The organism is Dyadobacter sp. HNCC25DJ184 (assembly GCF_056895215.1).
On sequence record NZ_JBXHAQ010000003.1, the window covers coordinates 94,328 to 114,310 of the forward strand.

Genomic DNA, 19,983 nt, shown 5'->3' on the forward strand with positions numbered 1-19,983 from the left:
AAATTCTTAAATATTGAAATGTTATATAATCACGTCTGTTAGAGAACAACAATTTATACGTTTTTGTTCTCCGGTTTCGGAAGTAAGACTTTTCTTGACAAGCGATATTTCCCGGTTTTCTTATCTACTTCCACTAATTTCACTTGCACTTCTTCTCCAACTTCCAAAACGCCGTCCATTTTTTCAAGTCTGTCCCACTTTATCTCAGAAATATGAAGTAGTCCGTCTTTGCCTGGAAGGAATTCAACAAATGCGCCAAATGGCATGATCGATTTCACTTTACCAGAATATACCTCCCCGATTTCCGGAACGAGGATGATTCCTTTGATGCGAGCAACGGCCTTATCCATGGAAGTCTTATCGGCCGAGAATATACTCACGAAACCTGCACCATCCTTTTCTTCGATTGAAACAGTGGCACCGGATTCCTTCTGAATATCCTGAACCACCTTCCCTCCTGGTCCAATTACCGCACCAATCATTTCGCGGTCGATTTTTATTACGACGGCGCGAGGCGTGTGAGGTTTCAGATCTGCACGGCTTTCTGTGATCGTTTTATTCATTTCACCCAGAATATGCAATCTGCCGGCTTTTGCCTGAAGAAGTGCTTCTGTCAAAACTTCGAAAGAAAGGCCATTCACTTTCATGTCCATTTGACAAGCAGTGATCCCCTTTTCTGTTCCAGTTACTTTAAAGTCCATATCTCCCAAGTGATCCTCATCACCCAAAATATCGGAAAGAACGGCATACTTACCTGTTGCTGCGTCTGAGATAAGTCCCATGGCGATACCAGATACAGGCGCCTTAATCTTAAGACCTGAGTCCATCAAAGCCAAAGAACCTGCACAAACTGTTGCCATAGATGACGAACCGTTAGATTCAAGGATGTCGGAAACGATACGGATTGTATATGGATTGTCTTGTTCTACAGGTAAAACTTTCTTCAATGCTCTCAAAGCAAGGTTACCATGTCCAACCTCTCTTCTACCCGGTCCACGATTTGGTTTTACTTCTCCGGTTGAGAAACCTGGGAAGTTATAATGCAAAAGGAATTTGCTATATCCATTTTTAAGAGCTGAGTCAACTATTTGCTCGTCATTTTTGGTTCCAAGTGTTACCGTAGTCAATGACTGAGTTTCTCCTCTTGTAAATAAAGCAGATCCGTGTGCTCTTGGCAAAAAGTCAACTTCAGAGGCGATTGGCCGAACCTGATCAAGCGCTCTTCCATCGAGGCGTTTTCTCTCGTCCAAAACAAGCCGGCGTGAAGCTTCCCAAACAAGGTCGTTGAAATATCTTTTAGCCAATCCCTTGTCCAGCTCTTCGTCTTCACCGATTGATGCTATAAATTCTTCCCAAACAGCTTTAAAGCCATCCTTTCTAACGTTTTTGTTAGTGGAGCCTGCAGCCGCAACTGTATATATTTTGTTGTAAGCGAATGCTCTCAGGCGAGCTTCCAATTCTTCATCGCTCGGATCGCCAGGATATTCTCTTTTAACAGTATTACCAACGGCTGCTTCAAATTCCTTCAAAACGAGACATTGATTTTTGATAACGCTATGAGCAAGTCTAAGCGCTTCAATCACTTCGTCTTCCGACACCTCGTCCATTTCTCCCTCTACCATCGCGATGTCATCATAGGTAGCGCCAACCATCAAATCCAATGTAGCTCTTTCCAAAGCTATCGCGCCTGGGTTGACAACATATTCGCCGTCAATTTTAGCAACACGCACTTCAGATACAGGGCCGTTGAAAGGTATATCCGATGCTGCAAGAGCTGCTGACGCTGCAAGAGCTGCTAGTGCGTCTGGCAAAGCTTCATTGTCAGCAGAAATAAGTACTATGTTTACCTGGGTTTCAGCGTGGTAATCTTCAGGGAACAATGGGCGCAAAACGCGGTCCACAAGGCGGCTTATTAGAATTTCGCTATCTGAAAGTCTGCCTTCTCTGCGTTGGAAGCTTCCCGGGATGCGTCCTGCCGAAGCAAATTTTTCCTGATAGTCAACTGAAAGTGGAAGGAAATCCAAACCTTCTTTAATGTCTTTATTTGCAACTACTGTGGCAAGTAGCATGGTATCACCCATTCTTACTACTACTGATCCATCAGCTTGCTTAGCTAATTTTCCGGTTTCAATTGTTATTTCTCTACCGTCAGGGAGAGTTATAGTCTTCGTAACTATATTAAAGAGCATAGATTGTATAATTTGTGTAGCTGGTGAGCGCCATCCTGACGCTCCAAAATTTGCATTAATTTCCGCAAAAAATCAGGGAACCTTCTGATTAGATAAGGTTCCCTGAATAACATTACTTACGTATGTTCAATTCGGCAATAATCGCACGATAGCGACCAATGTCATTTTTGTTAAGATAATCCAACAATCTTCTGCGCTTTCCTACCATTTTAAGAAGCCCTAGTCTTGTGTCATTGTCTTTTTTGTGCGTTTTCAAATGCTCGTTCAAATAATTGATACGGTAAGTGAACAACGCAATTTGTGATTCAGCTGATCCAGTGTCTCCACCTTCTTTTTTGAATCCTTTGGCTTCGAAGATCTCTCTCTTCTTTTCCGCGGTTAAATACATGATTGTAACAACAGATTAAATAAATAAAATTTTGCAGCACCCTGCCGCAATAAGCTCGCAAAGTTACATTTTTAATTTTAAATATAAAAATATAAATTAACTACGTTTCTGCTATTGCTTTCCGGTTGAATATACCTCCCATTTTTAATCTCAGTTTTTTGATATACATCTGGTATACATCCTTCTCAAATAAACGTGAATCGCTCCTCGCTTTGCTCACAAAATACGCTCCGGCTATCGCCAGAACCGAGTTTGCCATCCATGCCCCAACCGGAACCTTAAGCATACCATCCTTTACCAGCTTATCTCCTTGAATAGTAAGCACATATAGCAAAATAAAGAAAATAATGGAAACCAAAACCGGAACTCCGAAACCACCTTTTTTGATAATTGCACCTAGGGGAGCACCGATCAAAAACATCACCAGACAGGAGATGGCCTGCGTGTATTTATGGTGCATCTCGAGCTCATATTTCGTCGCATCTTTCAGCCGCGTCGCCAAATATGAGTCGTTGGATTCTACGAAGCTCGCCATGCTATTACTTAAGCTTTTTGCATTGGTAATAATCTCCGCTTTCAGGCTGTCGGAAACGGGTTTCGCAAGCAATTCTTCTATCCATTTCCCCTTCCTGATGGTCTTGTCTGTCCCTTGTCTGTAATTGTATGAATAGTATTGCTGACTGTTGGGCAGCATATTCTTTTTTCCCTCCTCGTAAGTGGTGCGCAGGGAATCAGCAGAATGGGTAAGGTCCGTGATATTCTTCATGAACTCATGGTACTTGAATTGCTGCTCGTCCGTACGCTTCATACCAAAAGACGAGAGACTTTCGATCATTTTATAATGCTTGAAACCATTTCGCTGGAAAGTAGAATTTCTGGGCTGACCTCCACCGGCTACAGGGGAATTTATGTATACCGGCCTGCTTTGAGAACCGCTGGCCATATCGTTATACATCGTCCCGTTATATAGTTCGATTACGAGGTAACTGTTGTTATTGATGGAATACATGCGTCCTGAGTCTGCAAGGATAATCTGCGTGTTGCCAAACTCATATGAACGATTATTGTGCTGATAAATGACCATTCCGATCATTTTGCCATTGTCTAGCTTACGATCAACTTTTATGCTATATCCGGGCAGGTCATTGTAGAATATTCCCTCCTTGATCTTCAAAGTGGCCTTCGCTGTCTTGATATCATATAGGAGGCTATATCCTTTCAAATTAGCCCATGGTGAAACGCGGTCGTTGAAGAAAAAAGAAAAGACGCTTATGCCTACAGCCACCAGAAACAACGGCATCATCGTTCTGATAATCGATATCCCTGCACTTTTTATAGCCGTCAGTTCAAAGAATTCACCCAGATTCCCGAACGTCATCAGGGACGACAACAGCATCGCCAACGGCAGTGCAGTAGGCACAGTAATGAGACTGAAATAGAAGAATAATTTAGCGTAATCTGTGATGCCGAGATCTTTAGACACGAAATCGTCGATATAAAAAATCATGATCTTCATCAAAAAGATAAAAACCACCACCGACATTGTAATTGCAAAAGGGCCCCAAAACGACTTCAGGATAAGCTTATCCAGCTTTTTCATTAACTACCAACTATTTCTCTCAAATTATCTATAAACCCATCCCACAAAGAATGGAGCTCGTCCTGGTCCTTGTTGGTGGAATAGTCTACAACCCTCAAAAAGGTTGTTTGAGTTAAATCGCTTACTTCAAGTTTTAGTTCCACATGATTATTATCAAGATCGTCGTCGCTTGTGTTTTCAAAATCGAACCGAACCGACTTATTGATTCTCAAACTGGTTTGACGCGCGAAGTGGCTATCGCCATCCCACTGAAAATCATAACGATGATCGGGCAATACTGTCACTTTTTCCGCAAACCATTGTTCTAAACCCGAGGGAGTTGATATATAGGGAAATAATACTTTGGGCGAGGATCGTAATTCGAACTCTGTAATAAATTTAAATTTTTCCATATTATTTCAATTTTCGGTGAGCCCCTTCAAAGCAGGTTTACTCGTTGATTTTAAAAGTTGTAATATAGCATAAATCAATTATATAAAACATTATCGCGCAAATTCCTTTTTTATTTTTAAGAAAATTTTTGAAGAATTTTTGCAATCCGATTGCCTCGTAAAAAATTTTGACATACTTTTGCACCACAATTACGGCGGGGTAGCTCAGATGGTTAGAGCGTAGGATTCATAACCCTAAGGTCGGCAGTTCGATCCTGCTCCCCGCTACATAACTCAAAAGGCGTCCTTAAAAGATGCCTTTTTTGCGTTTTGGGCCATTATCTTGTTTCAATAAAAAGCTTGTAATAAAGATGCTGAATGTGTAGAATTCATATCCAAGTCGCGGTGAACGGCAGTTAGAGCCTGCTCCTGACTAGGATACTCAAGAGACACCTTAAAAAAAGGTGCCTTTTTTTCTTTCCCCTAAGCAAGAAAATCAGTCCCTGGATCCATGTACACAGTTTATGTCCTATATTCAATAAAATATGACAAGATCTATATTGGATATACCTCAGATTTAAGAAACCGAATACTTTCTCATAACGAGCTGGCAACTAAAGGATATACGTTAAGATATCGCCCGTGGATTGTTGTACATTCCGAAGAGTTTGAAACCAAGACTGATGCATTAAAAAGAGAAAAATATTTAAAATCCACACAAGGCAGAAAATTCATCTGGGATATCGTTCTTCAAAGTTTAGCACCTCCGATGCTTAGAACGTAGAATTCATATCCACCTCAAGGTGGACGGCAGTTCGATCCTGCTCCCCGCTACATAATTCAAAAGGCGTCCTTAAAAGTTAGAGTCTGCTCCCCGCTACGATTTCAAAATGCATCTTGAATAAAGGTGCCTTCTTTTGTGTTCAAAATGATTATTCTTTCCAAAATTGGAGAAGTCTCAAAGTCTGAATTGCACCGCTTCGGCCACCTCACCCCAATCCCCAATCCCATTATCCCGATCCTCAAAAAACATTCTTTCTCCGAATAGAATTAAAAACGCCTCATTTTAGTTAGTAGTTACATAGTTGAGCTTTCTGAAGAACCACCATGATATGAAGTTACTGTTACAATACCTCTCCCGATACAAAGGGTTAATTTTTCTTGCCCTCATACTTGCAGCCATTAATCAGGTATTTTCCCTATTAAACCCCTACATCCTCGGTAACTATCTGATTGATCCATATGCAAACAAAGCAGGGTATTTCCGCGAACAAGGATTAAGCAATGAATTTTTTAAAGGAATAAGTTTTGGCTTATTGCTGATCATTGGCTCGGCGATGGTGTCGAGAATTGCAAAAGCCTTTCAGGATTATGTTGTTAACGTTGTAATCCAGCAGTTTGGCGCCAACCTATATACCGATGGGTTGAGACACGCGCTACGTCTTCCTTTTCAGGACTTTGAGGATCAACGAAGCGGTGAGACGCTATCTGTTTTGCAGAAAGTAAGACAGGATTGCGAAAAGTTTATTACCAACTTTGTGAACGTACTGTTCGCAACTCTGGTTGGAATTGTGTTCGTTGTAATCGTAGCATGGAAGCTAAGCCCGTGGTTGCCAGTAATATACCTCGTCGGATCGGTGATACTGTCCGTTTTGATGAGTGTGCTGAGTAAGAAAATAAAAACGATTCAGAAAAGTATTGTCAAAGAAACAACGGCACTGGCTGGCTCAACCACAGAATCGCTTCGAAATATAGAACTCGTTAAAAGTTTGGGACTTACGCACCAGGAAATTGGAAGGCTTAACGCTACTACTTTCAGAATTCTGAAACTCGAACTTACGAAAGTGAAACGAATTCGCTCAATCAGCTTTGTTCAGGGTACGTTTGTGAATTTTCTTCAGCAGTGTATCATGTTTGCTTTGTTATTCTTCGTCTTCCGCGACAGGATCACTGTAGGTCAGATGATGATGATGCAGTTTTATTCCTTCTTCATTTTTGGACCGTTACAGGAATTGGGCAATGTAATTCTTTCCTACCGCGAGGCCGAAGCTTCATTGATCAATTTACAGTCACTTCTTAGTCGCCCTGTTGAGAGGAAACCTGCTTCCCCTATCTCCATCCATGAAATCGAGATGTTACAGTTTGACAAAGTCAGTTTCCAGCATAATTCAGCGAATCGACCGGCATTGGAAGAGATATCATTTGATGTAAAAAGAGGTGAAACAATTGCCTTTGTAGGTCCATCTGGCTCTGGAAAAACAACTTTGGTGAAACTGCTTGTCGGCTTATATCACCCAAAAGCTGGCGATATCTATTATAATGGTCATAATGGCCAGCTCATCGATTTCGACGAAATCCGGCACCGGATTGGCTTCGTAACTCAGGATACCCAGTTATTCTCGGGCACGATTAAAGAGAACTTGTTATTTGTTAACCCGAAAGCAACCGACGAAGAAATTTTGACGGTACTTGAAAAAGCTTCTTGCCTTAACCTTCTGGCCAGAGCTGAAGAAGGAATTGAAACGGTGATTGGTGAAGGTGGCTTAAAGCTTTCCGGCGGTGAACGTCAGCGTTTGTCTATCGCGCGGGCTCTTCTGAGAAATCCGAATCTGATCATTTTTGATGAAGCTACTTCGGCGCTGGATTCACTGACAGAAGAAGAAATTTCAAATACCATCCGGGAAATTACCGCTCAGCGCCAGCATATTACCGTGATGATTGCCCACCGTCTTTCAACGATTATGCATGCCGATCGGATTTATGTTCTGGAAAAAGGTCAGATTATTGAGACGGGAAGCCATGCGGATCTTCTCGAGGAAAAAGGGTTATACTTCGCCATGTGGCGTCAGCAAATTGGTGAGAGAAAGAATGAAAAAGTTTTAGCCTGATTTTTTGCTGGCCAGACTGCGCCACAGATAGAATACCAAATAAGATTCCCAACCACGAAAACGACTGAATAGCTCTTCTATTCGGTCGTTTTGTTTTCTGTGGGCTATAAGGTCATGCGCCTGCAAAGCATTGAAAAGCCCTATGTCGCCATATGGAATGCCCTGAGATTCTCTAAAAGATTTCATGAGACTGTAATTTGCCGTCCATATGCCAATCCCCTTGAATCCGACCAGAAATTGCTGACGCGCTAAAAAATCAGGAAGCGCGGCCACGATTTCGTTGCTGATAACACCGCTTTCGAATGATCTGGCGAGATTTACAATATACTCTGCCTTTTTCTGCGAAAATTGAAAAGGCCGAAGCTCATCCATGGCGACGCTCGCCAATACTGATGGTTTGGGAAACACAAAATAATCGTGACCTTGCCAATGGACTTTATCCCCATATGACTCAACAAGCCTTCTTTTTAACTTATATGCAAAAGTTAGATTGATTTGCTGACCAATGATACTCCAGCACAAAACCTCGAACAAACTCTGAATACCCATCATGCGCAGACCACTATATTCTTCGGCCATATAAGAAAGTACTGGATCCTGATTTAAGGCCAAATAAAAGGAGGTCATATCCCTTTCCATGTCAAACCAAAACACGATGTACTTGGACAGCAAGTCTTTCGTCAATTGGTCAGTCGGTCCTTCCAATATTTCGATTTGCAGAAAATCTGTTACCTCGGAGACCCTGAACAAAACGAGGGAATCACTCACTTCTATGACCTTTAATACTCGTTCGCTGTCGATTTCATGAAGACAATCGTCGTAGTTTCTATCCAAAAACCATAGACATTCTTTAAAGCTAAAAATCTCCGGCAGGGGTATTAAGATAATATTGTCTCGGTTCATGTCAATCCTGCACTCGCTGAATAATTAATGCAATATCTTAAAAATCAGCTCCCGAAGCAGCTCTCCTTCTGTATATGAAACCCCATCAATACCCTTCATGCGCGCATCGGATTCGCGCAGGTAATGAATGATATGGTTGACTTTTTGAATAGGATAATTTCGAATGGCAGAAAAATAGTCTTTCACAAAAAACGGATTAACTCCTAAAAGTACAGCAAGCCCCTTTTCAGACTTATCAGGACTAGCATGAGCTATCAACACTTTCGAGAAAAAGTTATATAATATGATCAGAATCGGCGCCAACGGATTGTCTTTCGAATTGGCTGCAAAATAGGTGGCAATCTGGTTGGACTTCATAACATCTCTGTTAATGAGAGCTTTCTGAAATTCGAAAACGTTGTAATCCTTGCTAATTCCAACAAAACGCTGAACAATATCCCCGTCTATCCCCTGGCCTACCTGCAAATTCACCATGATCTTCCGAATTTCGTTGGACAATCTTTTCAGGTCGTTCCCGATATTGTCCACCATCATCTGCACGGCCTTTGTACTGATTTTGACTCCCTCGGCCTGGCAATAGCCCATCAACCATTCAGGGAGCTTGTTATCATACATTTTCTTGGATTGCATGACAACCCCTTTCAAATTCATGGCCTTGATAAACGTTTTCCGCTCGTCCGCATTTCCATGAAAACAGAAAACGAGAATTGTACTATCCGGCGCGTTGACCGCATAATCTTCCAACCTCGCCTGGCTCTCCTTTTGGTCAATTCCACCTAATTTCTGAGCTTCCTTCACAATTACCAACTGCCGCTCTGCCATAAAAGGAAAGCGCCGGGCATGACTCAATACCGAAGATACATCCGTATCCTTTCCAAACATGATAAACTCGTTGAACCCCTTTTCACTCTCGGAAATTACCTTAGATTCAAGCTCTTCGGTCACCGCATCAATATAATATGGCTCGTCTCCATGAAGAAAATAAAGGGGCTTATATCTCTTTGCTCTGAGATCCTTCAGAACAACGTCAGGCGTTAGGGCCATACAAAAGTTGGGTTGGTATTTAAATAAAGAGGTACGAAGTTACTATATCCGCCAACCTTATTCCTTCGGATCCTGCATAAAATTTGCAGCTGCGACTACTAATTGCGGAAAGAAAGCATCGAATTTGCTCTCATAAATTACCTCATTATCAAACAATTCTGTGGTAGCTTTTTCGAGAATTTTAAGATAAGGTGTCCTCCTCGACATTCTCTGAAACGTGACGTCAATTCCATCATAATCAGCATACCCGGCCAACCAGTTTTCAGTGATCATATGATCTACCATTCTACGCATATCAACCGGAATCATGTCCGCCTTCCGCCGGAATAAGGAGTACATCCGTTGCGCGAACTCTGGCAAGAGCTCAGATGAATAATGTTGAAAATTTTTGGCCAGGAAATAGTCAAAATATATATCAATGATTATCCCGGAAACCTTTGGAAAACGCCCAGAAAGGATTTTACGCGTTTCCCGAACTACCGGATGATCGTCCGTATAGTAATCGATATATCGGTGCAGTCTTAAACCAAGCAGAAATTCCTGATCCCAGTCCGAGGTTTTCTCAGTTGCGAGGCTACCTTTTACAAAATCTCCTACATAGTTCCCAATAATCACCTTCTCCGAGTTCCCTGAAAGCAATAAGTGTGCTAAAAAATTCATATCAATGGCATTTTAATAAAATTGCCGTACGTTTGTTGTTAACTCAAAAAAGAGCAGAGAATTGCTTATAACAACCGTTAATTTAATCAAACAAGCATATGAAAGTCGAAAAAAATAATGTTGTCTCACTAACATATACACTTCAGATTCCTGATAGCGAAGGTGACATGGACATTGTGGAGGTCGTCACCAATGAGGATCCCATGTTCTTTATTCAGGGTATAAGCGGTTTGCCTGAAGGTTTTGAGCAACAAATAGAAGGCTTGGTTGCAGGAGATCATTTTGAATTTACGGTTTCTGCGGAAGAAGGATATGGCGAGTACGATCCGGAAGCTGTAGTTGATTTGCCAAAATCTGTTTTCAATATGCCTGACGTTGATCAGGACGAACTTTTGCAAATCGGCAATATCGTTCCGATGACAAATGAAGACGGCGAGAGATTGCACGGACAAGTGGTGGAAGTTCGCGAAGATGTCGTGATCATGAACTTCAATCACCCACTGGCCGGAAAAGAAATGCATTTTGAAGGCGAGATACTATCCATCCGCGCGGCTACGGCAGAAGAAATCAGCCACGGACACGTTCATGGCGACGGCGGAGTTCACCACCACTAATAATAATAGCTTTTAGCGCGAGATTCTATTTCCAAGATATCGTTCCGGGGTTTTCGGCATTAGCTGGAAACCCCGAATTGTTCTACTTCCACGCCAAACCGTTTTAAAAATTCCACGCCTTCTTCAACAGCAATTCCTTTATATGCTGCATACGAATGAAGAAAAATTACCTTTTTGATCTTCATGGTGTAAATCACTCTGGCACAAGCGATACAAGGCGCCAAAGTGACGAACAATGTCGAACCTTCAATATTGGAACCGTTCTTGACGGCGAACAATATGGCGTTCTGTTCGGCGTGCAAAGCCAGTGAACAACTGCCTTTTGCATCTCTTGGACAACCCACTTCCGGAAATTCTTCATCACAATTATGCGTACCAGCTGGCGGACCATTGTAACCAATTGAAATGATTCTCGTATCTTTCGTTAGTACTGCCCCAACTTGTGCTTTTATACAATGTGAACGCTTGGCCAAATTTTTTGCAAGGTCCATGAAAATATCATTAAAGGGAGGGCGTTCAACACTATCAGGTGAAATCATCGTAGAAATGAGTGAATAAGGTGCAAACTTAGATAAACCATGGGTGCATTTCAACAAAAATGGATGAGAAAAATGGTCAGAGCTCTTCTGATCTCCTCCTTTATATTTCTATTCTCAGCAGTTTCACCGCAGGACAATCCCTTCCTTTTCGATTTAAACAAGGCTCCGGAGATGTCGCGCCAACCTTATGATTTCTATATCCAGAATGTAGAAGATCTGCGTACGCCTAAGGGCGGACGGATTGGAACGCTATTGTCTAACGGCACTACAAGGCCCCTTGTTATGCAAGGCAATACCGAAAACGAGCTTTTTGACTATTGGCGACGCATGGCACCGTTCAAGCAGGATTTATTGCCCGTATATGTCACGGTCAGGAAGTTGGAAGTAAATGAAAAACAAGCTGGAAGCAACAAAATCAACGGCGAAATAACACTGTCACTGGCTTTTAGGTGGTATCGCGATATGAATCCTGTGCAGCTCACTTCATTTCAGACTACCGCGACATATTCTCGTCCTGAGGGTAATTATTTACACGATGACATTTTGCTCAAACTACTGAATCAGGCGATGGTGAATTTCAGCCAATGGGTCAAAACTAATAAGGGCAAAAATCCTGCGCTTTTACGAAATCTGATATTGACTTTCCATGATATAAGACCTGTAAGTGAAGAAGACACCGTCTTCTATTCGCCAGACAGACCATTGATCTGGGATGATTTTCGTGCAGGAAATGTCCGGCCAGGCAGCCGGTATGCAGCTGCTGTTTTTACAAATTTTGCATATGAAGGAACTGCATATCCGAACGGAAATGACCTGGTGGTTGATATCGGTTTGAAGGTTTTTATGGTTAAAAGTAATTCATGGGCAAGAGAAGAAGCTAAAAACGGCGGCTCACTTCGACATGAACAAATTCATTTTGATATCGTCCGACTAAGTGCCGAGCGTTTTAAAGACCGGCTTCGCAGGGCAGAATTGACGATTGAAGATAATGACAGTGAGATTCAATATCAGTTTTTGGAAGCTTTTCGGGAAATGAACGAAATGCAAAAGGCTTACGACGAGGAGTCAGGACACGGACAGAACAGATTCATGCAGGCTGAGTGGGACAAAAAAGTGGCAAGGCAAATCGCGCAACTTTACGAATCAAAACCGAAAGAAACTTTCTGACAAATCGTGGTGCGGAATATGGTTTTGCTTTAACACCTTATCCATTTCGCCACGACGCCTTTTTCCGATTTGTCCTCCCAATAATATCTTCGCTTTGCCGGTCTTGACTTTCGATACATCAACCGGCGAATTAAACATTGCGTAGTCCAAACCTGTCAAATCCCTGACCGGAGAACCCATATAAATTAGTTTCTTGTCCCAAACAGTCAACTTTCCAGAAGTAGAAGTTCCCGACGGTAGCAAGTCTTGTTTATCCCGAAAATAAACCGTGTGCAAAACGCCAGCCTTTACCGCATAGTTTTTAATATGAAACCCGTAATCAATGCCATCCTTATCGAAAGTGCTATCGGCGAGGACATACAGAGAATTTCCCTTCTTGAAACCGGCTACTGAGTGTCTGGGTATAGAAAAAGCAAATGCTTCATCATTGAAATATTTCTGCGTATCGACTGACAATGAATAAATTACGAATACAACATTCACCATCACAAAAGCTCTAAGATATTGAAACGAGGCACGATGGTAGGCCAGCCAGCCAATCAGCATGGACACATATAGTATTGCGACCTCAATTTGATCAAATGCCAAATTATCAAACCGGCTAAATGGCAAATATTGCGTTAAAGCAGCAAAGAAATTGGTAAGCGTAGCAAAAAATTCCGCAACCAGGCTGGCCACATGTGTGAGCCAATCCAAATGTACCGCACTGAAAAATAGCATAACCAGTGAGGCATTGAGGGCCATATCTATGCAAAAAACCACAATGGGATTGAGTAGCCAGAAGTAGGTTGGAAATTGATGAAAAGCATAAATCATCACCGGAAAAGTAGTGATCTGTGCGGAAAAAGCGAGAGCCGTAACGCTCCACAGATTCTTCATAAACCATGAATCCAACACGAATGCTCGATTCAAAGGTTTGTAGAAAAGGAAAATTCCCGCCATTGCGAGATATGTCAACTGAAAGCCAATGCCAAACAGACTCAGAGGATCAAAAAGCAAAATCAAAAATGCCGATAAGGCTAGCGTATTCATGCGTTTATCTTCCCTTCCCGAAATTTGGGATATTAGGAATACCAAACACATGATCGTTGCCCTGACAACCGAGGAAGGTAAGCCGGTCACCAATGCATAAAAGCACAGAATTGAAGCAATGAGCAATGTATATGAAATTTTGCCAATAGGTATCTTCCTCATCCAGCCAAGCAATCTTCCCAGAATCAGAAAAATAATACCGACGTGCAATCCAGAAACGGATAATATATGAATGGCTCCTGCAACTTTAAAATCTTCAATCTGTTCCGTGCGGAGGTCGTCCCGCCTGCCCAAGATTACTGCTTTTAGAAGTCCATAAGCCTTGTCATCCTGTATATTTTTCCGAAATACTCGATCTGCCCATTCTGAAACGTGCAGGTGCAAATACCTCCAGCTATTTTTATTCTTTACACCTTCTTTTTTTACAAAATGCCCGTCCTCAGCAAAACCTGTCGTCACGATTCCGCTATTCCAAAGATATTCGGCATAATTGAATTCATCAGGATTCTGTGGCTTCATTGGTGCTCGAAGCTGGCCTTTCACTAAAATATGATCTCCAGGTGATGGTATATAACTTGCGTCTAATGGAATGCTTAACAAAATCGAGGCGTCAAAATCCCTCCAGCCTGATTTGAAATGAAGTCTTTTACCATCTGCCAGAAATCTTAAACTTCTCGCCCGCTTTTCCGGCAAAGATTTAATTATCACTTCATAATAATCGTGAGAGAAGGAGGCCTCTTTTTGGAGCCGGGTCAATGTGTCATTTTTGAACCAGGTCTGACAAACTCCCGCAAAAAATAGAAGAAAATTAATTAGCAACCCGACAATGCCCTGAGAACGCCGCCTGTAAGCAAACCATGATGAAATAAAAAGGAAGCAAGTCAATAACGATAACACGATGCCATCGGACTGGTTAGGAAACCAGTTCAAATTGCCAAAAATAATGCCGGCAATATATAAGAAAACAAACCCTACGAAGGGTACCTGATGCAGCATTCTTCGAACTATCGGATAATAAAGCGCTTCGTTACGCTTTCAGTTGGCGTAGTTACCCGAAGTAAATACAGCCCCGAAGGATAGTTCATAACATTGATTTCTGACTGATTTAAAATATCTCCTTGTAATCTAACGCCGCTCATATTGAACAAGTCCAGCGTGAAGGGCTGAAAATCAGGAGTATATATATCAGCTCTTAGGTAATCTGTGACGGGGTTAGGATATAAATTTACCAAAACAGTGGCTCCGGTGCGACGCGAGTTTTCCACCATTTTCTTTCTCCGCGGACTAAGTTCAAGCACCACGTTCATCCGATCTGCCTGGTCTTGGGTAAAAACACTCATACAACGGTCAGGAGAATAATCCATATAGTTCTCGATCATATTGCGGGTGGCAAATCCCCTGCAATTAGAAAACACAGGTGTACAGTTCAGATCCGTCACTTCGTTTGCATAAGCGGCTGGCGGAGTGTCATTACAATAATCTGTGCCACAATATTTATCGCCCCAGGTATGCAGTAGTCCAAGCCAATGCCCCACTTCGTGCGTTGTAGTGCGCCCCAGGTTATATAGGCCGCTCGTAATGGCCGGAACATTTCGTCCAAAATAACGATAGTCAATAATAACGCCGTCTGTTTGGGCATTATCCTCTTCCGTAATCAAATCCAACCCCTGAGTACCCACAGTATCCCTGGTTACGACCGGAAACTGTGCCGCCCCCAAATATCTTGAAGAAAGTGTGCAAACCCAGATATTCAAATAGCGCTCAGTAGGCCAAGGTGGCGAAATCCCGGCTAATTTAACATCATCAAAAATTGGATTGAATTCGGTTACGTCTGAATATGTCCGCACCGTTCCGGCCAATTTGAATTGCACCTTCGTGTCGACGGCCAGTGAATCAGTATAGAAACCCTTATATCCCGACGTATTGGAATAATCTTCATTCAACACCTCTATCTGGTTCACAATCTGCTGATTAGTGATATTCGGATTTCCTGCCTTACCGTCCCCTTCGCTATTACCAGCATTTGGCGAGTTATGAATGACATGCACAACTACCGGAATTGTTAATACTTCGTTAGCATATGTTCGAAGATTCGAACGTTTCTCCTGCAGATATTCCTGGATAATTTGCTCACTCCTCTGACGAATATTAAGCAGTTGTGGATTTCTTAAAAATCTTACAGAATCCGCCTCGGTAGTAGCACAACGCTTTACCGGTACGGTATCACGCTGTGCTACCGCGAACGCGGTATTTAATAGAATGAAAGCGAAAGTGAATACGAGATCAGTTTTCCGATTTTTCATACGCAGCAAGTATATCTTTAACCAGACGGTGTCTCACCACATCATTGCCGTCTAGCTCCACGAAACTGATACCTTTTATTCCTTTTAAGAGCGTCAAAGAATCGATGAGCCCTGATTTTAGATTCTTTGGTAAATCGATTTGAGACTTGTCACCTGTAATGATGGCCTTACTACTTGGTCCCATCCTTGTCAGGAACATCTTCATCTGCATCGGCGTAGTGTTTTGTGCCTCATCGAGTAATATGAAAGCATTATTCAAGGTTCGTCCACGCATGTAAGCCAGTGGTGCGATCTCGATCGTACGGTTTTCCAGATATAATTTGAGCTTTTCCGGCGCAATCATATCATCAAGTGCATCATATATTGGGCGCAGGTACGGATCAATTTTTTCCTTTAAATCTCCTGGTAAAAAACCGAGACTCTCGCCAGCTTCAACTGCAGGACGCGTGATAATAATTTTCCTTACTTCTTTGTTTTTTAGCGCCCTTACGGCAATGGCAACCGCAGTATACGTCTTACCCGTACCAGCCGGGCCGACAGCAAATACCAGGTCAAACTTCCCGGCGGCGTCTACTAATGCTTTTTGATTTTTGGTTCTGGCCTTCACCACAAGGCCTTTATTACCATAAACGATGACATCATCATCGTCTTCCGCAACCGGAGCCTGAGTGCTCTCTACTCCTGTTAAATACCCCTTCACGTTGTCATTCGTGACTTTACCATACTTCTGATAATGTGCTACAAGTGAATCCAGTAAATCAGTGATACGCATTATTTCAGGTGCTGTTCCCTGAATTCTGATCTCATTCCCTCTTGAAATGATTTTACTTTGTGGAAATGCTGCGGCGACTACTTTGATGTTCGAGTTGTGAATACCAAGAAAGTCCACCATGGATACATCTTCGAGCGTGATAATTTTTTCTAGCAAATGAATAGAAGTTTTGTGTGAGCTGATTTTATGTAAAATTTAGTAATAATAACCAACAATCTGAGGATTCAAAATCATAAAATATCTTCATTCTCCAAAACTTAACACCGAAAAATAAAAAAGTATTGATCAACTGATTCATTATCAGCCGAAAGACTATTCGCCGGAAAGGTTAAAAAAAATGTTGTTCTGTTAACCCTTTTCTCACACGATATCTATGCCTAATTTTGTAATAATCATGGATAATCAAGACACCACAAAAAATTTTGGAAGTACAGGAAATCGTGCCGGCGCGGGACGAAAAACTGTAAGTGCCAGAACCCCGAACGCAGACCAGATCTTCAGCAAGTTGCCTCCACAAGCAATTGACCTCGAAGAGGCTGTATTAGGTGCTTTGATGATTGAAAAGGATGCGTTGACCGCCGTTGCGGATATTCTTCGCCCTGAAAGCTTTTACAAGGAATCTCATCAACGTATATACAAGGCCATTATTACGCTTTTTGCTGATTCTGAGCCGATTGATATGCTTACCGTGTCTTCAAAATTACGAAGTACGGGCGAAATTGAACTGATCGGCGGGGCTGCTTATATCATGGAATTGACCTCTAAAGTCAATTCTGCTGCTAACATTGAATTCCACGCGAGGATTATTTCTCAGGCTTCCATCAAAAGGGAGCTGATCAAGATATCTTCCGAAATTCAGCGTGAAGCCTTTGAAGAAACCACAGACGTATTTCGTTTGCTGGACAAGACCGAGCAGGCGCTGTTCCAGATCTCAGAATCGAATATCAAGAAAAACTATTCTGATATGGGAGCGTTGATGCGTCAGGCATTAGCCGAACTCGATCAGAAAAAGAATAATAAGGATGGTCTGACAGGTGTTCCTTCGGGTTTCAGTGCCCTAGACAGGCTGACATCAGGCTGGCAAAAAACTGAATTGATGATTCTCGCGGCTCGTCCTGGTATGGGTAAAACGGCTTTCGTCGTTTCATCGCTACGAAATGCTGCGGTTGATTTCAATATGCCCGTTGCGATTTTCTCTCTTGAGATGTCGTCGGTGCAGCTGGTCAATCGTCTTATATCCGCGGAAGCTGAAATTGATAGTGAAAAAATCCGTAAAGGGAGTCTGGCCCCACACGAATGGGAGCAGCTTCACCATCGGATTCACCGGCTGACTAACGCCCCTATATTTATCGATGATACCCCTGCCCTTTCAATTCTCGAACTTCGCGCAAAATGCCGTCGTTTGAAAGCGCAGCATGACATCCAGATGATCGTTATTGACTACCTTCAGCTGATGACCGGCGATACCGGCGGAAAAGGTGCTGGAAACCGTGAACAGGAAATTGCGATGATATCCCGCTCGCTTAAGAACCTTGCAAAGGAGTTGGACGTGCCGGTAATTGCGCTCTCACAGTTGAGCCGGGCAGTGGAAACACGTGGTGGAGAGAAGCGACCGCAACTATCCGATTTACGTGAATCCGGATCAATTGAGCAAGATGCGGATATGGTATTGTTCTTGTATCGTCCTGAATACTACGGAATTACAGAGGATGAATCAGGAAATTCTGTGGCGGGGATAGGTGAAGTGATCGTGGCGAAAAACCGGGCTGGTTCTTTGGATACCGTCCAACTCCGGTTTATCGGTAAGTATACGAAATTTGCAGATTTGGATAGTGGATTCTCCCCGGCTCCCTTCTCGGTAGACCGGCCAATTCAGACACCAAATCCGATTGGTTCGTTTGAAAATTCCGGAATGCCATCAGGCGGCGGAACAATCCGAAGTCGTGCAAATGACCTCACTAATTTTGATTATAAAGGTCCTGAAAATGAAGTTCCGTTCTAAGCAGAACAATTTGACATAGCTATAAAAACAGAGAAGGCATTGAAAATCAATGCCTTCTCTGTTTTTATAGGATATACCTTCTTCTACTTTCTTACCAAAAGTGCCACATTCTCGACGTGGTGCGTATTTGGAAACATATCTACCGGCTGAACTCTGGTTATTTCGTAATCGTCTGCCATCAACGCCAAATCCCGCGCCTGAGTAGCAGTGTTACAACTTACATACACGATCCGATCCGGAGCCGCTTTTAATATCGTTTCTGTCACAGGGACATCCATTCCTGCACGTGGAGGGTCTGTAACGATAACGTCGGGCCTTCCGTGTTGCTTCAAAAAGCTTTCATTCATAATCATCCGCATATCCCCGGCAAAAAATGAAGTATTGGTGATTCCATTCAATTGCGAATTGACACGCGCATCCTGAACGGCAGCTTCCACATATTCTACACCTACAACTTTCTTCGCTTGCCTCGCCACGAAATTCGCGATTGTCCCAGTTCCAGTATACAAATCGTAAACAGATTCGTTTCCAGTCAGACCTGCATATTCCCGGGTTATTTTGAACAAGTTATAAGCTTGTTCGGAATTAGTCTGATAGAAAGATTTTGGACCTACTAAAAAGGTAAGATCTTCCATCGTTTCTCGAATCGTCGTAGTCCCCGCGTAATTGATCACTTCCTGATCCTGATAAGAGTCATTCCCTTTCAAGTTAATGATATAGTTCAAAGAGGTTATCTCAGGATGTTTGGCAATCAAAAACTGCATGACAGCTTCAATAGCCTCAGGATCGTTAGCACCAAACTGCACAATGACCATAATATCCCCTGAATTCGCGGTCCGGATTACAACATTCCGCAAAACTCCTACGTTGAAACGAACATCATAGTAGACAATACCACTTTCCTGTCCAAATGCATTCAGAGAGTTTCTGATTGCGTTAGACGGATCTGGCTGCAAGTGGCAATGATCAACCGTAAAGATCTTGTCAAAGCGTTTCGGAACGTGAAAGCCCAGCGCATTTTTCGTAAATTTCTCTCCAGAATCGAGCTGCTCTTTAGTCAGCCATCTCCAGTTTGAAAAAGTGAATTCCAATTTGTTACGATAGTATTCCGTAGCCGGCGCACCAATAATTGGATTAATTGAAACACCCCGAAAATGACCAATCCGTTCAAAATGATCCACTACCTGCTGACGCTTAAAATTCAACTGGTTGTCATATGCTATATGCTGCCACTTGCAACCCCCACAAACTCCAAAGTGGCTACAATAAGGTTGGGTTCTTAATGAAGATTCCGAGTGAATTTTTGTAACAATTGCCTCCTTCAGCTTCTTTTTTGTTTTTACAACCTGTAGGTCCACTACGTCGCCCGGTGCCACATTTCCCTCAACAAAAACTACCCCCTGATCAGATTTATAAATACATTTTCCTTCCGCAGCAAAGTCAGTAATTTCAACTCTCTCGTAACTTATACCTTTTGACATATTTTTTTATTAAATTCTCAAATTCTTTCA

17 protein-coding genes and 1 tRNA gene are annotated in these 19,983 nt (G+C 42.4%); 6 read left to right on the forward strand and 12 right to left on the reverse strand.

Annotated elements, in window-relative coordinates; translation table 11 throughout:
- Positions 1-53: 53 nt before the first annotated feature.
- The 4 genes from pnp to AC1XUD_RS05575 form a co-directional block, all read right to left on the reverse strand.
- On the reverse strand, positions 54-2,189 hold the full coding sequence (gene pnp, locus AC1XUD_RS05560) for a polyribonucleotide nucleotidyltransferase (RefSeq protein ID WP_483359974.1): 2,136 nt from the start codon (positions 2,187-2,189) through the stop codon (positions 54-56).
- Positions 2,190-2,301: 112 nt separating this feature from the next.
- Entirely contained in the window at positions 2,302-2,577 is a 276-nt protein-coding gene (gene rpsO, locus AC1XUD_RS05565) for a 30S ribosomal protein S15 (RefSeq protein ID WP_483359975.1), read from the reverse strand.
- Between the two features lie 100 nt (positions 2,578-2,677).
- Positions 2,678-4,177: an LptF/LptG family permease gene (locus tag AC1XUD_RS05570; protein ID WP_483359976.1), complete on the reverse strand. Its 1,500-nt coding sequence runs from the start codon at positions 4,175-4,177 to the stop codon at positions 2,678-2,680.
- Entirely contained in the window at positions 4,177-4,569 is a 393-nt protein-coding gene (locus AC1XUD_RS05575; protein WP_483359977.1) for an START-like domain-containing protein, read from the reverse strand. Before AC1XUD_RS05575 ends, AC1XUD_RS05570 begins: the two co-directional genes overlap by 1 nt.
- A gap of 193 nt (positions 4,570-4,762) precedes the next feature.
- Between AC1XUD_RS05575 and AC1XUD_RS05580 the strand changes: the two genes are divergently transcribed.
- The 3 genes from AC1XUD_RS05580 to AC1XUD_RS05590 all read left to right on the forward strand — a co-directional run bounded on the left by AC1XUD_RS05580 (position 4,763) and on the right by AC1XUD_RS05590 (position 7,436).
- Positions 4,763-4,836: transfer RNA gene (locus tag AC1XUD_RS05580), tRNA-Met, on the forward strand.
- A 223-nt stretch (positions 4,837-5,059) separates the two neighbouring features.
- Positions 5,060-5,332 (forward strand): GIY-YIG nuclease family protein, encoded by a 273-nt coding sequence (locus tag AC1XUD_RS05585; RefSeq protein WP_483359978.1) that lies wholly within the window; start codon positions 5,060-5,062, stop codon positions 5,330-5,332.
- Positions 5,333-5,660: 328 nt separating this feature from the next.
- Positions 5,661-7,436, forward strand: a complete 1,776-nt coding sequence (locus tag AC1XUD_RS05590) for an ABC transporter ATP-binding protein (protein ID WP_483359979.1) — start codon at positions 5,661-5,663, stop codon at positions 7,434-7,436.
- Here the strand turns inward: AC1XUD_RS05590 and AC1XUD_RS05595 are convergent.
- From AC1XUD_RS05595 to AC1XUD_RS05605, 3 genes are all read right to left on the reverse strand, one after another.
- The gene (locus AC1XUD_RS05595) at positions 7,428-8,270 is read right to left on the reverse strand and encodes a DNA-3-methyladenine glycosylase family protein (RefSeq protein WP_483359980.1); all 843 of its coding nucleotides are present in this window, start codon (positions 8,268-8,270) and stop codon (positions 7,428-7,430) included. The two genes, AC1XUD_RS05590 and AC1XUD_RS05595, sit on opposite strands and share 9 nt — an antisense overlap.
- Positions 8,271-8,363: 93 nt before the next feature.
- Positions 8,364-9,383 carry a DNA polymerase III subunit delta gene (gene holA, locus AC1XUD_RS05600; RefSeq protein WP_483359981.1) on the reverse strand — a complete coding sequence of 340 codons (1,020 nt, stop codon included), beginning with the start codon at positions 9,381-9,383 and terminating at the stop codon, positions 8,364-8,366.
- A 57-nt stretch (positions 9,384-9,440) separates the two neighbouring features.
- Positions 9,441-10,043, reverse strand: a complete 603-nt coding sequence (locus tag AC1XUD_RS05605; RefSeq protein WP_483359982.1) for an acyl carrier protein phosphodiesterase — start codon at positions 10,041-10,043, stop codon at positions 9,441-9,443.
- 98 nt (positions 10,044-10,141) lie between these two features.
- Between AC1XUD_RS05605 and AC1XUD_RS05610 the strand changes: the two genes are divergently transcribed.
- Positions 10,142-10,657 carry an FKBP-type peptidyl-prolyl cis-trans isomerase gene (locus AC1XUD_RS05610; RefSeq protein ID WP_483359983.1) on the forward strand — a complete coding sequence of 172 codons (516 nt, stop codon included), beginning with the start codon at positions 10,142-10,144 and terminating at the stop codon, positions 10,655-10,657.
- Between the two features lie 59 nt (positions 10,658-10,716).
- On the opposite strand, the gene AC1XUD_RS05615 is transcribed toward AC1XUD_RS05610, so the two are convergent.
- Entirely contained in the window at positions 10,717-11,148 is a 432-nt protein-coding gene (locus tag AC1XUD_RS05615) for a deoxycytidylate deaminase (protein WP_483359984.1), read from the reverse strand.
- Positions 11,149-11,235: 87 nt separating this feature from the next.
- Between AC1XUD_RS05615 and AC1XUD_RS05620 the strand changes: the two genes are divergently transcribed.
- The gene (locus AC1XUD_RS05620) at positions 11,236-12,363 is read left to right on the forward strand and encodes a DUF922 domain-containing protein (protein ID WP_483359985.1); all 1,128 of its coding nucleotides are present in this window, start codon (positions 11,236-11,238) and stop codon (positions 12,361-12,363) included.
- Here the strand turns inward: AC1XUD_RS05620 and AC1XUD_RS05625 are convergent.
- Genes AC1XUD_RS05625 through AC1XUD_RS05635 form a run of 3 tightly spaced genes read right to left on the reverse strand, consistent with a single transcriptional unit; the run spans position 12,340 to position 16,626 of the window.
- Entirely contained in the window at positions 12,340-14,391 is a 2,052-nt protein-coding gene (locus tag AC1XUD_RS05625; RefSeq protein ID WP_483359986.1) for a ComEC/Rec2 family competence protein, read from the reverse strand. The two genes, AC1XUD_RS05620 and AC1XUD_RS05625, sit on opposite strands and share 24 nt — an antisense overlap.
- Positions 14,392-14,399: 8 nt before the next feature.
- Complete coding sequence (locus AC1XUD_RS05630; RefSeq protein ID WP_483359987.1) at positions 14,400-15,698, reverse strand: M43 family zinc metalloprotease; 1,299 nt, start codon at positions 15,696-15,698, stop codon at positions 14,400-14,402.
- Positions 15,679-16,626, reverse strand: a complete 948-nt coding sequence (locus AC1XUD_RS05635) for a PhoH family protein (RefSeq protein ID WP_483359988.1) — start codon at positions 16,624-16,626, stop codon at positions 15,679-15,681. The genes AC1XUD_RS05630 and AC1XUD_RS05635 overlap by 20 nt, the downstream gene beginning before the upstream one ends.
- Before the next feature lie 238 nt (positions 16,627-16,864).
- On the opposite strand from AC1XUD_RS05635, the gene dnaB reads away from it, so the two are divergent.
- On the forward strand, positions 16,865-18,472 hold the full coding sequence (dnaB, locus tag AC1XUD_RS05640; RefSeq protein WP_483359989.1) for a replicative DNA helicase: 1,608 nt from the start codon (positions 16,865-16,867) through the stop codon (positions 18,470-18,472).
- 83 nt (positions 18,473-18,555) lie between these two features.
- Here dnaB and rlmD read toward each other — a convergent pair whose 3' ends face one another.
- Positions 18,556-19,953, reverse strand: coding sequence for a 23S rRNA (uracil(1939)-C(5))-methyltransferase RlmD (rlmD, locus tag AC1XUD_RS05645; RefSeq protein WP_483359990.1), 1,398 nt, complete (start codon positions 19,951-19,953; stop codon positions 18,556-18,558).
- Positions 19,954-19,983: the final 30 nt, after the last annotated feature.

What these genes read in the sequence shown, in the direction of transcription:
- AC1XUD_RS05615 (WP_483359984.1), bottom strand. Translation starts at nt 11,148, where the DNA reads ATGGACCTTGCAAAAAATTTGGCCAAGCGTTCACATTGTATAAAAGCA.
- rpsO (WP_483359975.1), bottom strand. Translation starts at nt 2,577, where the DNA reads ATGTATTTAACCGCGGAAAAGAAGAGAGAGATCTTCGAAGCCAAAGGA.
- AC1XUD_RS05585 (WP_483359978.1), top strand. Translation starts at nt 5,060, where the DNA reads ATGTACACAGTTTATGTCCTATATTCAATAAAATATGACAAGATCTAT.
- dnaB (WP_483359989.1), top strand. Translation starts at nt 16,865, where the DNA reads ATGGATAATCAAGACACCACAAAAAATTTTGGAAGTACAGGAAATCGT.
- AC1XUD_RS05570 (WP_483359976.1), bottom strand. Translation starts at nt 4,177, where the DNA reads ATGAAAAAGCTGGATAAGCTTATCCTGAAGTCGTTTTGGGGCCCTTTT.
- AC1XUD_RS05630 (WP_483359987.1), bottom strand. Translation starts at nt 15,698, where the DNA reads ATGAAAAATCGGAAAACTGATCTCGTATTCACTTTCGCTTTCATTCTA.
- AC1XUD_RS05575 (WP_483359977.1), bottom strand. Translation starts at nt 4,569, where the DNA reads ATGGAAAAATTTAAATTTATTACAGAGTTCGAATTACGATCCTCGCCC.
- rlmD (WP_483359990.1), bottom strand. Translation starts at nt 19,953, where the DNA reads ATGTCAAAAGGTATAAGTTACGAGAGAGTTGAAATTACTGACTTTGCT.
- AC1XUD_RS05625 (WP_483359986.1), bottom strand. Translation starts at nt 14,391, where the DNA reads ATGCTGCATCAGGTACCCTTCGTAGGGTTTGTTTTCTTATATATTGCC.
- AC1XUD_RS05610 (WP_483359983.1), top strand. Translation starts at nt 10,142, where the DNA reads ATGAAAGTCGAAAAAAATAATGTTGTCTCACTAACATATACACTTCAG.
- AC1XUD_RS05620 (WP_483359985.1), top strand. Translation starts at nt 11,236, where the DNA reads ATGGGTGCATTTCAACAAAAATGGATGAGAAAAATGGTCAGAGCTCTT.
- pnp (WP_483359974.1), bottom strand. Translation starts at nt 2,189, where the DNA reads ATGCTCTTTAATATAGTTACGAAGACTATAACTCTCCCTGACGGTAGA.
- AC1XUD_RS05590 (WP_483359979.1), top strand. Translation starts at nt 5,661, where the DNA reads ATGAAGTTACTGTTACAATACCTCTCCCGATACAAAGGGTTAATTTTT.
- holA (WP_483359981.1), bottom strand. Translation starts at nt 9,383, where the DNA reads ATGGCCCTAACGCCTGACGTTGTTCTGAAGGATCTCAGAGCAAAGAGA.
- AC1XUD_RS05605 (WP_483359982.1), bottom strand. Translation starts at nt 10,043, where the DNA reads ATGAATTTTTTAGCACACTTATTGCTTTCAGGGAACTCGGAGAAGGTG.